Source organism: Aliikangiella marina (genome assembly GCF_007004765.1).
Lineage (GTDB): Bacteria > Pseudomonadota > Gammaproteobacteria > Enterobacterales > Kangiellaceae > Aliikangiella > Aliikangiella marina.
Genome location: NZ_VIKR01000001.1, coordinates 341658 through 353916 on the forward strand (window position 1 = coordinate 341658; position 12259 = coordinate 353916).

The 12259-nt window shown below is 42.1% G+C and carries 19 protein-coding genes and 1 pseudogene; 14 read left to right on the forward strand and 6 right to left on the reverse strand.

Annotated elements, in window-relative coordinates:
* Position 1 precedes the first annotated feature (1 nt).
* Positions 2-181 (forward strand): hypothetical protein, encoded by a 180-nt coding sequence (locus tag FLL45_RS01580; protein ID WP_142888038.1) that lies wholly within the window; start codon positions 2-4, stop codon positions 179-181.
* Positions 182-184: 3 nt separating this feature from the next.
* Here FLL45_RS01580 and FLL45_RS01585 read toward each other — a convergent pair whose 3' ends face one another.
* Positions 185-430, reverse strand: coding sequence for a hypothetical protein (locus tag FLL45_RS01585; protein ID WP_142888039.1), 246 nt, complete (start codon positions 428-430; stop codon positions 185-187).
* Positions 431-442: 12 nt separating this feature from the next.
* Positions 443-706, reverse strand: coding sequence for a hypothetical protein (locus FLL45_RS01590; protein WP_142888040.1), 264 nt, complete (start codon positions 704-706; stop codon positions 443-445).
* 520 nt (positions 707-1226) lie between these two features.
* On the opposite strand from FLL45_RS01590, the gene FLL45_RS01595 reads away from it, so the two are divergent.
* The 8 genes from FLL45_RS01595 (at position 1227) to FLL45_RS01625 (ending at position 7221) form a co-directional block, all read left to right on the forward strand.
* Complete coding sequence (locus tag FLL45_RS01595) at positions 1227-3203, forward strand: PKD domain-containing protein (protein ID WP_142888041.1); 1977 nt, start codon at positions 1227-1229, stop codon at positions 3201-3203.
* Positions 3204-3220: 17 nt separating this feature from the next.
* Positions 3221-4099, forward strand: a complete 879-nt coding sequence (locus FLL45_RS01600) for a hypothetical protein (protein WP_142888042.1) — start codon at positions 3221-3223, stop codon at positions 4097-4099.
* 3 nt (positions 4100-4102) lie between these two features.
* Positions 4103-5194: a hypothetical protein gene (locus FLL45_RS01605; RefSeq protein ID WP_142888043.1), complete on the forward strand. Its 1092-nt coding sequence runs from the start codon at positions 4103-4105 to the stop codon at positions 5192-5194.
* On the forward strand, positions 5191-5487 hold the full coding sequence (locus FLL45_RS01610) for a hypothetical protein (RefSeq protein ID WP_142888044.1): 297 nt from the start codon (positions 5191-5193) through the stop codon (positions 5485-5487). Before FLL45_RS01605 ends, FLL45_RS01610 begins: the two co-directional genes overlap by 4 nt.
* Before the next feature lies 1 nt (position 5488).
* Positions 5489-5890, forward strand: coding sequence for a hypothetical protein (locus FLL45_RS01615; protein WP_142888045.1), 402 nt, complete (start codon positions 5489-5491; stop codon positions 5888-5890).
* A gap of 127 nt (positions 5891-6017) precedes the next feature.
* On the forward strand, positions 6018-6170 hold the full coding sequence (locus tag FLL45_RS22695) for a hypothetical protein (RefSeq protein ID WP_185964285.1): 153 nt from the start codon (positions 6018-6020) through the stop codon (positions 6168-6170).
* 15 nt (positions 6171-6185) lie between these two features.
* A complete protein-coding gene (locus tag FLL45_RS01620; protein ID WP_142888046.1) occupies positions 6186-6791 on the forward strand; it encodes a hypothetical protein in 606 nt (201 codons plus the stop codon).
* Positions 6727-7221, forward strand: coding sequence for a hypothetical protein (locus FLL45_RS01625; RefSeq protein ID WP_142888047.1), 495 nt, complete (start codon positions 6727-6729; stop codon positions 7219-7221). The genes FLL45_RS01620 and FLL45_RS01625 overlap by 65 nt, the downstream gene beginning before the upstream one ends.
* Here the strand turns inward: FLL45_RS01625 and FLL45_RS01630 are convergent.
* Entirely contained in the window at positions 7169-7978 is an 810-nt protein-coding gene (locus FLL45_RS01630; protein ID WP_142888048.1) for a hypothetical protein, read from the reverse strand. The two genes, FLL45_RS01625 and FLL45_RS01630, sit on opposite strands and share 53 nt — an antisense overlap.
* A 279-nt stretch (positions 7979-8257) precedes the next feature.
* Between FLL45_RS01630 and FLL45_RS01635 the strand changes: the two genes are divergently transcribed.
* The 4 genes from FLL45_RS01635 to FLL45_RS01650 all read left to right on the forward strand — a co-directional run bounded on the left by FLL45_RS01635 (position 8258) and on the right by FLL45_RS01650 (position 9846).
* Positions 8258-8482, forward strand: coding sequence for a hypothetical protein (locus tag FLL45_RS01635; RefSeq protein ID WP_142888049.1), 225 nt, complete (start codon positions 8258-8260; stop codon positions 8480-8482).
* Positions 8472-8765: a hypothetical protein gene (locus FLL45_RS01640; RefSeq protein ID WP_142888050.1), complete on the forward strand. Its 294-nt coding sequence runs from the start codon at positions 8472-8474 to the stop codon at positions 8763-8765. The genes FLL45_RS01635 and FLL45_RS01640 overlap by 11 nt, the downstream gene beginning before the upstream one ends.
* 314 nt (positions 8766-9079) lie before the next feature.
* Complete coding sequence (locus FLL45_RS01645; RefSeq protein ID WP_142888051.1) at positions 9080-9265, forward strand: hypothetical protein; 186 nt, start codon at positions 9080-9082, stop codon at positions 9263-9265.
* Positions 9262-9846: a Rha family transcriptional regulator gene (locus tag FLL45_RS01650; RefSeq protein ID WP_210247088.1), complete on the forward strand. Its 585-nt coding sequence runs from the start codon at positions 9262-9264 to the stop codon at positions 9844-9846. The genes FLL45_RS01645 and FLL45_RS01650 overlap by 4 nt, the downstream gene beginning before the upstream one ends.
* A gap of 19 nt (positions 9847-9865) precedes the next feature.
* Here FLL45_RS01650 and FLL45_RS01655 read toward each other — a convergent pair whose 3' ends face one another.
* Genes FLL45_RS01655 through FLL45_RS01660 form a run of 3 tightly spaced genes read right to left on the reverse strand, consistent with a single transcriptional unit; the run spans position 9866 to position 10858 of the window.
* Positions 9866-10105: a hypothetical protein gene (locus FLL45_RS01655; protein WP_142888052.1), complete on the reverse strand. Its 240-nt coding sequence runs from the start codon at positions 10103-10105 to the stop codon at positions 9866-9868.
* 55 nt (positions 10106-10160) lie between these two features.
* Entirely contained in the window at positions 10161-10328 is a 168-nt protein-coding gene (locus FLL45_RS22700; protein WP_185964286.1) for a hypothetical protein, read from the reverse strand.
* Between the two features lie 11 nt (positions 10329-10339).
* On the reverse strand, positions 10340-10858 hold the full coding sequence (locus FLL45_RS01660) for a hypothetical protein (protein ID WP_142888053.1): 519 nt from the start codon (positions 10856-10858) through the stop codon (positions 10340-10342).
* 787 nt (positions 10859-11645) lie between these two features.
* Between FLL45_RS01660 and FLL45_RS01665 the strand changes: the two are divergent.
* Positions 11646-12194, forward strand: a pseudogene (locus tag FLL45_RS01665) (EAL domain-containing protein); the annotation flags it as partial.
* Between the last annotated feature and the right edge of the window lie 65 nt (positions 12195-12259).

The following is a 12259-nucleotide window of genomic DNA, read 5'->3' on the forward strand; positions in this document are numbered from 1 at the left end:
CATGTATTTTATAATCATTGATTCAACAACAAAGAAAATAAAAAGCAATGGTGTACTTCACGATCAAGAAACATTCGACGCACAACCAATCCCCGATGGTTGTGAAATAATAGAATTCCAAGGCGGTATCCGTGGCAAGTATTTTGTCAATGGACAAATGCAGGACGCTCCGCCGAGTTAACTTTTAAATTATAACCTTTAGCGCTTCTATAAATATTTCCCAATACTCCATAAGCTCAGCTGGTGGTTGAACAGCCTGGAGTTCTTCTAAAGTATTCCAGGTTTTTTCGAACAAATCCTGTATCAAGTCCTTAATAGCTTTTTTCGCATCAACGGGAATTGTCTCTATTTTTTCCACAACTTCAGAGGCTTGTTTAACTGGATCTGCTCCTATAGGTACCGAACCAATTGTATGTCTTCCAATAACCACTGTTTTCTCCTATTACTTGTTGTTGTGCAAACTAATCGAATCGCTCGATCTTTCAAACCGCAACGAATCAGCGAGCATAAAATCTCGATCTTTGTATTCGATAATTGGATACACTTTAGTCAAATAAACTTCGCGCTTGCAGTGAGAGCAAGCGTGCAGCCATTGCTTCGGGTTTGTGTCTTCAACAGCAAGATCTAAGGCGAGCCGAAACACGCCTTTCTCGCAAGCTGAGCACTCCATTTCTTTGAGTGTTGCTTGGATTTGTTTTTCAATCATCGGTATCCAGAAAAATGTAGATTATAAAAACAACATTTCTAATATTTTTACCGATAAACTTGAAAAAACGTTTCACGTTTTCTAATATTGGATCAAAGTCTTTCATGCACAATTTTTCTCCTGTATGTTTGATTTTTAAAAGGGGCAGCCGGGCAAGGTTTCGCCCCTTTTTTATTGAATCTATAACCATGTTATTGGTTCCAAACTCGCGGATCAAGTTTCTTTGTAACTATAATCCGATATCACGCAGATATCATAAGTTACAGTGTGGTTGATCTAACGTTCTGATTATAAAGGTTTTTTAGCGAATTCAGAAAAGCATCCAAAAATAGTATATTTTTTCAAAAAATTATTTTTAGATTTATTTTTTCTCTATTCGAGAAAAAACAGCGTTCAAAATTAAATAATATTTTTAAAGAAACTCTGACAAATTAGCGCAATATAATTCTCGACTCGGATGTAAGCTTTTTTACCAGCCAATATCATTTAGATAGTTTTAGTTATGTCTGAATGATGAATCATGGCGAATCCAACAACCCAAGATTTTCGATCGGGTATTAGAAAGATACTTCCTAATTTTGATGGGACTTTTAATAACGCCTATTCAGGCGGTGATAAGCCTAACGCTAGTGCGGCTATCACGGCGGTATTGGCGACCTTAATCACTGCAGGTCCAGCGCCGCTCGGCGTCATGTTTGATGCAAGCGAAACAACGCAAGTTGGTAACCCTAATCCAAAAGAATTTTTGTCTTATCAGATTGACTATGGCGATCCTGGCTCTGTATTAGAAAACCGACCGGGCGTCGACGCTAATCAATCAAACGGGTTCATTGGTCGGCATGTATACAATACGCCAGGTCTGTACACCGCAACGGTGACAGTTACCGATCGATTTGGAAATACGGATTCAGCTACCGTTGATATTACGGTCGAAGATCCAGACGTTTATTACACCGATACCTACATCATGGCCGAGGACGGTAACTTTACTGGTGCTCCATCTCCTAGCGGCGCGGGGGTCGGGAATAACCTTACCACTACAGCTGAACTTGATTCTTTGTTTGCTGCAATGAGCGCAACCAGCCCGCCAACTAGAATATTAATGAAGGGCGGCGTCAGTTCAGTCGTGTTAGATGGGCAGCAACTCGATCCAAGAAATCGCGATAACTATCTGATGCTCGGCTCCTGGGGTACGGGTAAAGCCAGCCTAGTTATGGATTCGATCAAGGATGATTATCTTTTCTTTGGCGACATGCAAAAATTCGTCGTAGACAATGTAACTATCGTCGGTAATTACAACCCAACGGACGGGACCGGAAACTGGGTCGGAGCGTTCTTTGCGCTAGCGAACTCGAATCTAAATTTAACTCATCGATGTAATTTATCGGGCCTCGGTCTCAATCAGTATTACGCTGGAACCGATCCGCTTACTGACTACCACAACATGACTTACGATTGCTCGATCTCTGATTGGGCTGATTATGGCCGACTTGATGCTGGTGGTGAATTCGGTTGCGTCGCTGGTTGCAGTATCAAGCAAAACCCTGCGACTGTTACCTTAGATGGTACAAAAGGAATTGGTAGTCCCGACCATGGGCCAATGAGAATTGCGCGTCCTGCTAGATTTAATATTCAAGATAATGATTTATTCAATAATGCGGGATGGTCAAGCGGTGGCCTAGCTCATCAACCTTGTATTCGCATTGGTACGAGTGCAACGCCTGTTAATACAGTTGTATCAGATAATATTTGCGAGGGTGGTTACAACAATATGGAGCTTGTTGTCGCCAATAGTGGTGTCACTGCCAATGGTGCGACGTCATTAATTATTGAGCGAAACAAGTTCAAAGCTACCGCTAACACAGAAACAGCTTTCACGACGTGCTATGGCGGCTATGTCTTCAGAAATAATCTGATGATTAAATCAGATAACGGTGGACCGCCTTTAGGAACTGGAAGTTATTCAGCGGGAATTATGGCTTACTCTGTGGCCATTAACGATCCGTCGAATCTTTCCGCTGTATCGAAGATCTATAACAACACTTTAATCTCTACGGCGACGACGGTGAACGTAGTCGATCAACTTTCTTTTGTTCGAGTGAACACCGTCTTCACTCAATTCGATTTGAAAAACAATATTGTTTATATCGCTAGCACTGACCCAGCCCAGAGCGGGGGCTTATTCAAAATGCGACACGCTGGCGGAATGGCAAACGTCAGTGAAGATAACAATATTCTTTACGCGCCAGACATAACAACTTTTGTTGATGACAATGGAAGTTTCCAAACACTTGCAGCCTGGAGAACAGCATCTTCTCAAGGTGCTAGTTCCAGCACCGCCGATCCTTTGTTTGTTGATCCAGCGAATGAAGACGGCGCACTTCAAACGACAAGTCCGGCGAGAAATTCAGGCTTAGTTCTAGACGGACTAATCAAAGATTTAAATCAGGTTAACCGGGACAGTCAGCCAGACGTCGGCGCGGTTGAGTATGTTTAATTTTAGAGGGTAGGAAAATGTTTAAACCTTGGATTGCAGAAACTTTTACCGGTGATGGCGCGACTATAACTTTAACCGGTGCGCTGAGCGCTCGGCATATTACATTAGCTCAAGCAGGCTTTGGCCAGGATGATATTTTTGCTTATTCGATAGTGGACAATAATGAGGTCATTAAAGCCGAAGGTATTGGGTCATTTGATCTAGCGAATAGCCGAGCTGTTCGTAATGACATGATAACTTGGGACGGCACCGTCTATGACGAAACACCAGATGGTCCAGTTCCTTTAAGTAGTCCGACTAATCCTCACACGATTTATGTGACGCCAATCAGTCAGTCTATTTATCAGACTCATGGGTTGGCGCTCGATAAATATATCTTAACCTCATCAATCGGTGCTCATAACGCTGCTTATGGCTCATGGGTCGCAAACACAGTTTTCTTTACTCCGTTTTTTCCCAAATGTCATGAGCGTTTTACGACTCTCGGAACTCGACTACGTGCGGTAACGGCTGGTGCAAACATCAAGCTAGGTGTGTGGAGAGAAAAGAACGGCTTACCTTTTGGCTTACCCATTGTGACAACAGGCGATTTGTCTGGCGCCACGTTAGGAGATGTTGAAGGAATCATTTCTGGAGGTTTTCACTTTACTCCGAGAAATCACTTTTGGGGTGTCATTGTTGATAACGCTGGTTGCCAAGTTGAATTTGGGACTTCGATTTCAGAACAGCTCATTGGCAGTGAGGACACATATAGCAACGGAACTACACCGGTTGCGTTCTTAACTTGGGCGCCAACTTCATATGCAAATGCATTTACTGAAGCACCGCCAACAACCAAAGCAGGATTCGGAGTCGGCGGAGTTGTTCGAGTTCCATTCGGTTACGCGAAGAAATAAAAAATGAGTATAGGATTATTTTCAATTGGATTAACTGCTATCGGTTTAGGTGTCGCTCCGGCACCACAAACACCAACAGTTAATGGCGTTATCGACGTAGCACTAGATGAAGTGCAAGCTTCATTCAGTGGCACTGTTACGCAATCGACACCTGCTATCAACTCATCATCTTCAATCGGATTGAGTTCAATTGGTATGCAGGCAATTGGTGTACCTGGCCAACAAGCGGCACAACCTGGTAGTCATACAATTGATACTTATCCAACCGATATCGAATTCAATGGCGTTAACTACAACTATTCGACATCCGGACTCGGTGCTATCACTTCATTGACGCTTGATGATAGTGGCGGTAATGGACCGATCGCATTAACAACTTTTACTGACACGACTTTCAACGGACCAAGCCTAGCGGATGCAATCAGGCCGTTGGTTGGTTCGGTAACTTTGACGGCTTCTGATGGTACGAACTCAGCGAGCCAATCAATCAATTTGAATCCAGCTTCATCTTATACGCTTGTGACTATTCAAGCGGGATTCTCAACAGATCCATTGTCTTGGATATATGACTGGCAAGGTACGCCACAAGTCGGCATGCAAGCCCAATTTGTGACAGCGGATTTTAATTCGATTGATGGTCTTGGCAACTTTGAAAAAGTTGGACCTGGTGCATCAACTGGTTACTTGACCGATCCCGCTGATAACCAAATGTATTCGTTCGACATCATCACCGGTCCGTCTGTTGAAGGTGTTATTGATGTCAATCTCGAAGAAATCCAATCTTCTTTTACTGGCAATGTTAGCGGCATCACCCCAACGGTATCTGGTGCCATCAGTGTGGCGTTAGAGGAAATACAGGCGTCATTCGCCGGTTCGGTTTCAGGCGTCTCTCCGACTGTGGAAGGTGGCATCTCTGTGACACTCGATCAAGTTCAAGCGAGCTTTACTGGACAGGCGAGAGGGCCAGCTACAACAGTCTCCGGAAGCTTCAATATCACCTTGGAAGAAGTAACCGCCAGCTGGTCAGCAGAATTCGAATTCCAAGACCTAGAGATTGTTGGCTGTGTCAATTTTAGCGAGGACATGAATTCATGATCATTATGGATGAAAACAATCAACGTTTTGTCGTTCTCTCTAAAAAGCGATTAGGTGGAACAGTAGAACTCGAGTTCTTTACACCAAACAGCTGGCAGTTTACTCGACCGGCTAGCAAGTTGAGTCAGTCAATCGAGCAAGATGGCGTCACTTATGAAGGTGACCAGGTTATCTATTTCGATCGAGGACCAACCGATTTTGAAATCGCGGGGGTCTGGCGAGTTCGAATTATTCATACGCAGGGTTCCAAAAGAACCAAATCCGAATTTATTAACTTTGTTGTAGGGGAATAACATGAGACTTTCAACAGCATGCAGAAACGACGGAATCGCTGCAATAGGCGCGCGATTCAACAACGGTACTTTACAGTTCAGAGTAGGGGCTGCACCAGCTAATGTTGGCGACCCATTATCAGGTGTTTTATTGGGCACTTGTGGCTTTCAAGCAACGGCTTTTCAAGCGGCTGCGAATGGTGGTATTACGGCCAATACAATTTCAAGCGATGTCGACGTTGACGCTACGGGCACATGCGGCTATGCAGCAGTGCTTGAATCTGATGGAACAACCGTTGCAGCACTCTTAAGTGTCGGTTTGACGGGCTCTGGCGCGGACATTGAGCTAGATAGTTTAAGCTTTGAAGCAGGTGGAGTAGTCAACATCACGGGCGGTAATTTGACGCTTCCTATTGGCTCTTGAGATTATCCATTAGTTTTATGAGCTAAGCCCCTAATATAACTGGGGTTTGGTGATAAACTCAAAAGAGCTGCTAGTTAAAGCGGTGTATAAAATACAATCAATTTATTATTGCAAAGTGAGATTAAAAATGACTACAATTCTATTATATATAACATTATTATTTGGCTATAACGCGGATGTTCAAGCAGAAGTTAAAAAAGAAGATCCTGTCATTAGCACATTAGGGAGCGCTGGAGGCGGTTGCCCCGGTGGTCGTACTTGCGACAAAGACGACGGGTAGCAACATGGGGATTGAATGGAATCATATATTAATTTAGGACTATGTTTCTTGCTCGGCTTAATAGCCGGGCTTTTTGTTTGCCGCGGCTTCGGTCGTCGGCAGCTTATCATTTCTTTTATTCTCCTTCTCTGGACACCCTCATTCATAATCTATGAAGACTTTTACAATGCTCCTAAGAGCTGGTGGTCTTGGTGGCCTTACTGGATCGTCTATTCTGGCGCTATCATGGTATTTATCTGGAAGTTAGAGCAGATATCTAAGGCATTTGAGAATTTTGTAAATAAAAAACTTATAAAGTCAGGGAAAAAGTGGAGGCTCAATAAGTACAAAGTCAACCGTCATCAAATCATGCAAGAGCGAGTTTTGGTTGCATTATGCATGGTTAGTATCAGCACTGTTTTTATTCAGATGGTTTTGGCTACTGGGTTCGAGTTCTATGGCTACTCAGTGATTCATGACTTTGTCGAAGGTGCTGTTCTGATAATGATGGTTTTCTTACTAGCGAAACCTGGTGTTGATTTGTGGGCCTCTAAAATAGAAAGTAAAGGAAAAAATAATGAAGAAGGTCGGGATTTGGGCAGTACTCACGCTCACCGTTCTATCTCTGGCAATAATCGCTGAGCTAACTATTTTAAATATCATTGCGACAGGTTTTGGCCTGGTGATGCCTATATTCTATTTAGGCTACATCCTGGTTAAGTACCATGGCGCGCAGTATGAATTTGAAACGGTTACCGAAAATGACAAGAATTTCGAACTCATTGTTAATGAGGATTTCGAAGATCGACGGGTCGAAAAGTTACCACCAAAAGAGCTTTTAATGGAGTTACTTAAACTTGATCAAGAAGCCTCAGAAATTAACGCTACAGATCAAAACGACTTTGTGAAAGCAGGTAAGATACTCGATCTAAAAGTTAAGCGCAGAGAACTCCGGAGCCAGTTTCCAGAGTTCTATCAAAATGAAATTGAATTTAAAAAGAAAGAAGTTGAAGAGAAGATCACGAAACAACGCGAAGTATTTTCTTGGCGAGATCATGAACGCGGCGAGTGATTACGTAACCTTCATTCACAACACCTCTATATAATTCAACTGTTAGTTTTCGTCTTTGCTCTGGTGTGATATCGGTTAATCCTTCCTCAAGTATCGCATCATCGACCATCTTGATTACTTCGTTAACCATTAGCTCATCACGGCTACCGGTGTATTGCTCGAAAATGTTCTCGAGTTCTTCTTGGGTTGCTTCATGAGAATTTTCTAGCTTGCCCCCGTGGCCAAGGTTTTTGATATCTAGAATGTCTGCAGAGCCGAACAGCTCAAACGTTCCCATGTGGCCAAGCGATAGTTTTTCAGCGTCTTCATAGCCCAATTGGCAATGGTAAACTTTATAATCGCGCAGTAGGTTAAGAGCTGATTGGCCAACCGGTCCGCTAACAACTTCACAGCTTATATATTTAAGAATAACGCCGTTGCTGTTTTCTCTTTCCATATCAATGGCAAATATAAAGGTAATGACATCATAGCCAGAAACTAGAAATATTTCGTAGCCGCCGTCTTCTAAATGTGTATTGAGTTCTTCGTAGGTATCTTTGGGGGAGGTTGTTCTGAGGACGTTATAAGGAGAGCCGTAGCCACCATGTAACCAAGTTAAGCTGCAATTTTCTTTATGCATTATCCTGGTGAGGATGTCATTGTTAATCGGTTTGCCCGAAAAAATTCTGGACGTAGTTCCTCTATTCAACCCCAAAGAGTCGCCAAATTCGGTTTGAGTTCTACCTTGCAATAGCTCAGTTAGACGCGATTTTGTCATGTTTGAGTCTTTTTCGTCGTTTTTTATCAAATTATGTTGCATATATTAACATGTTAATATAGGATGCTCAACAAGACCTTAAAATATTAACATATTAATATGATTATTAAGATGTTAATAAAAATGACCTCGAATCGTTATCGTTTATTAATAAGTTAATATGATGGTCCGCTATCTGAAGGTAACTGAAAAGCTATCACAGGTGGTTAAAAGATGAAAATAAATTGTTTTCATGGCTGTTAAAAAGGATTTTGTGGCCAGAGCTTCATAGAGGAATGTATGGAACAAGATCTAATCAAGGATTATCCAGTCGATATCGGATATCAGCTGGACTCACGGTTGGGAAAGTTAGGCCAGGGACGGCGCTTTAATGAGCATGCTGAGTTGTTAGACATCATAGAAGATGTCGCAGTTTTTGAAATCGATGTGCTTGGAAGTAACGATGAAGGCTTAAAAACAATTAGAGAGATACTAAAACTTAGGAGCAAGGACCATGGAAATTAGTCAACCAGTCACAACCGCATTAACCGAGCTTGAGCGTTTAAAACATGTATGCCTCAACAAAGGATATACGAATAGATTAGACGATATAGCGTTCTTAAGAGGCTTCTTACTTGGTTTGAATAAAGGGGCAGAGCATAAGGTGTTAAATGCTCTTAAGAATGTATTGATGATCGAAGCAGAGAAAGCGATCAAACCAGAAAGTCACACAGCATTAATGATGACCGCGATTTCAAATGCATTATTTATCGACGGTTATTTAGAGCCATTGCAGGAAGCAAGCTAACCAGTTCTCACTTTGTGCCGTCGAAAGGCGGCTTTTTTTTGAGATTGACAATTCGCAGGGAAAGCGTTACTTTAAAAGTGCACTGGCAAAATCCAGTGCCGTGATTAGCCTCATGAAACGAAACTACAGAGCGCACAAGTGCTCAATCGAAGCGCTTTTTTTGTGCCCGCAATTTATGGCGGGCTGTGCGGGAGCATCTTCGGATGCGCCGGGTGCTCTGTGACCGGTAAGGCTAATCCTGTACAGTTCGCCACCCAATTTTTTAGCCTAAATTGGTTGGTGATTCCTGAAAACCAAACGCAGAGGGATCCGCCATGGATGCACAACTTCTTTTAGATATGGCAAAAGCACGCGCCAACGCACTTTCTTTCCTTACCGCTGAAATCAAAGAAAACGAGACCGTCTCAATAACTGGCTTTGAGTTATTCGCTTTAGTCGAAGCAATCAGAGAGCCTTTAGAACAGGGGATTGATCAACTCAAGCAGGAGGATAAGTCATGAACGAATTGACTTTAAACTCTGAACTTAAGATGAGTAGTAGAGAAATTTCTAAGCTTACCAATAAGCGCCACGCTAATGTGAAGCGAGACATCTTACACATTCTAGATGAGCTAGGTTTTAATGTGCTCAATTTTGAGCACATTTATTTTGATGCTAGGAATCGCAAGCAAACCGAGTATCTTCTAGATCAAGAACTCACAATGACCCTGGTGTCTGGCTACTCTATTAAACTCCGCAATAAGGTAATCAAGCGCTGGATGGAACTAGAGCAGAATCACCGCAACAATAATGTGGTGTCTGATTTCCTGATATCGATAGATAACCGCATGAAGTCACTCGAGAAGATGCAGGTTCAAATTAACGATCGAATGTCTCAAGTAAACCTTTTGAGTGACTATCAATCGATTAGAGCTTTTACTTCCAAGCGGGGGATTAAGCTCGATTGGAAAGGCTCAGTCGCTATGGCCAGAAAGGCAATGCAACTGTGTAAAGAGAAGGGCAGGGATGTTGTTAAAATACCGGACGAGCGATTTGGGCAGATCAATAGCTATCCGGTTGAGGTGCTCTATCAATTAATATGAGAAAAGCCCTTCGGGGCTTTTACTTAGTATCGTAATTTTTACTCCGACAAGAGTGTTTGAGAGAGCGCAGTTCCTTGAGTTTTTTCTTAAGTCGCTCACCTTCGCTCGTAGTGTATCCAGCTCGAAGGTCTTCTCGAACCTCAGATATCCGTTTGTCGAGGCCTTTACACTTTTTAGGTGTTACATCCGAATCATCAGCTGCGATTACTATTTGTGCAAACAGTAGGCTTGATAATATTGCAGAAGTTGTGGTTCTCATGGTTATCCGTTCCAATAAAAAACCCGCCAATCGGCGGGTTTAGAGAAATTTAGTTCTATGCAGCTTTTTTCTTTTTCATTCCGCTGCTACTTCCGTCTGGGCCATCCCAGTTAAACCAATGACACTCTGACAGTTCTTTGGTGGATTTTTCTGAGAATACCCTATTTAAAGTTTTAGTTAGATGTTCTTTTAACATCTTTTCTGTCTTATTTAGTTTTGTCATATCCGTCTCTTTTATGCTCTGTCTATTATTAACCAACCCGCTTGCCTCTTGAGAGTCATTCCTGTCTTTTTTGGGTCATTAGCCAGTATTAATGCAGGAAACAAACCTTGATTTAGTAATTCAGTGCTACCGAAAACTTTCAATTTACAGTCTTTACTATTTTGTGCCTCTCCGAAGGACTTTACTATTGCATAATTAATAGTTTCTACTATGTCTTCGAGTATATCTCGGCTTATATCATCTTTTTCTCGAATAATTAGTGGAGGTTCAAGATGAAGAGTTAAAAATTTGTATGAAGGATCTCGCCCTCTAGAAGCGTCTGATAACTCAACTAGAGCAGTAGGAGCTCCATTCTTCTTTAGAACCCACAAACTAGCTGGGTCATCACGCTCTACGATTCTTTCACATGTCATAAAGATTCGATGTTCAAGATACTCTAGAAAATCCGAATCATCAATCTCATTTAGCCAAGTATCCTTAATTTGTGATAATTCATCACCAGTGCTAATTTTAGTTAGTTCCCAATCCATGTTAACTCGTACATGTGTTCAAAAGTTTCGCTACGCTAACTTAAGAACATATATAAGTCAACAACTATGGTTATAGAATAAAAGAACACAAAAATCAATCCGTGTTATGGTTAACAAAAACCGATATCCGTTCTAAAACACCCATGTTATATAGACGTACGAGGGCGATAAAGTTTCCAGTTATAAGCGCTAAATTAAGTTAGAAAATGTTTCAAATTTCTTAATTGACAACGAATCGTAATCAAAATTGGTGGCCATTTGGTGGCCAAATCCAGTCCGACCAGTTCCTTTTGGGTCCGTTTGTAAAGTTTTCTAAATTGCCCTGAAGGCCACGGAATACGGCGGATTGAGCGGCTAAACCGGCTCTATCCGGTTGATAACAATTTGTTATCAAGTTGGGTTCGAATCCCTGTCTCTCCGCCAGATATAAAAACCCGCCTTATTGGCGGGTTTTTTGTTTCTCGAGTTCGACCATACGATCAGCCATCCCACTTCTCGCGCGCTAGTATTACACCGTCAATTAGTCTATATAAATAAGACCTATCACCCATAACCAAATGAGAAGTAGATGGAGTTTCCCGCGGATTTTAAAGGCCTAGGTTGTAATCAGTGTTTGAATGCTAATCCCTTGAGCTTCGTTATCACAATGGCATACCAGCCGATTGTTGATGTGTCGACTCAATCGATATTTGCTTATTAGGCCCTTGTCAGAGGCCGGGATGGGGCTGGTGCTGGTGAGGTCTTATCGTGGGTAGATGATAACAATCGTTATAGTTTTGACCAGACTTGCCGTGTAAAAGCCATACAAATTGCCTCGGAGCTGGGTATTCAGAGTAAGTTGAGTATCAACTTTTTACCCAATGCTGTATACAAACCTGAAACTTGTATTCGCGCTACCATTGAGGCCGCAGACAAGTTCGACTTTCCAATCGATAAGATTATATTTGAGGTGACTGAGGCCGAACCAGTCAGGGATCCGCAGCATTTACAAGGAATATTCGATGCCTATCAATCAAGAGGCTTTATTACGGCGATAGACGATTTTGGAGCTGGATTCGCAGGTCTCAACCTGCTTAGTCGATTTAAACCAAACATTATTAAAATCGATATGGATCTCTGTCGCGGCATTGCGGAAGATGAGACAAAAAAAGCAATTACAGCTGGCATAGTCAATACGGCCAGAGCCCTCAAGGTTGATGTAATCGCAGAAGGGATAGAGGAGCTCGACGACTACAAGGTACTTGCAGATTTGGGCATAAAGCTATTCCAAGGCTATTTATTCGCACGCCCCGAAATCGAGAAACTCCCGGTACCCGATTTTTCGTTATTTGAGTGACTTATTAATAATAAAATTAATTAAGAATACTTATAAATAAAATTAATGACAGGCAACATTAAGCT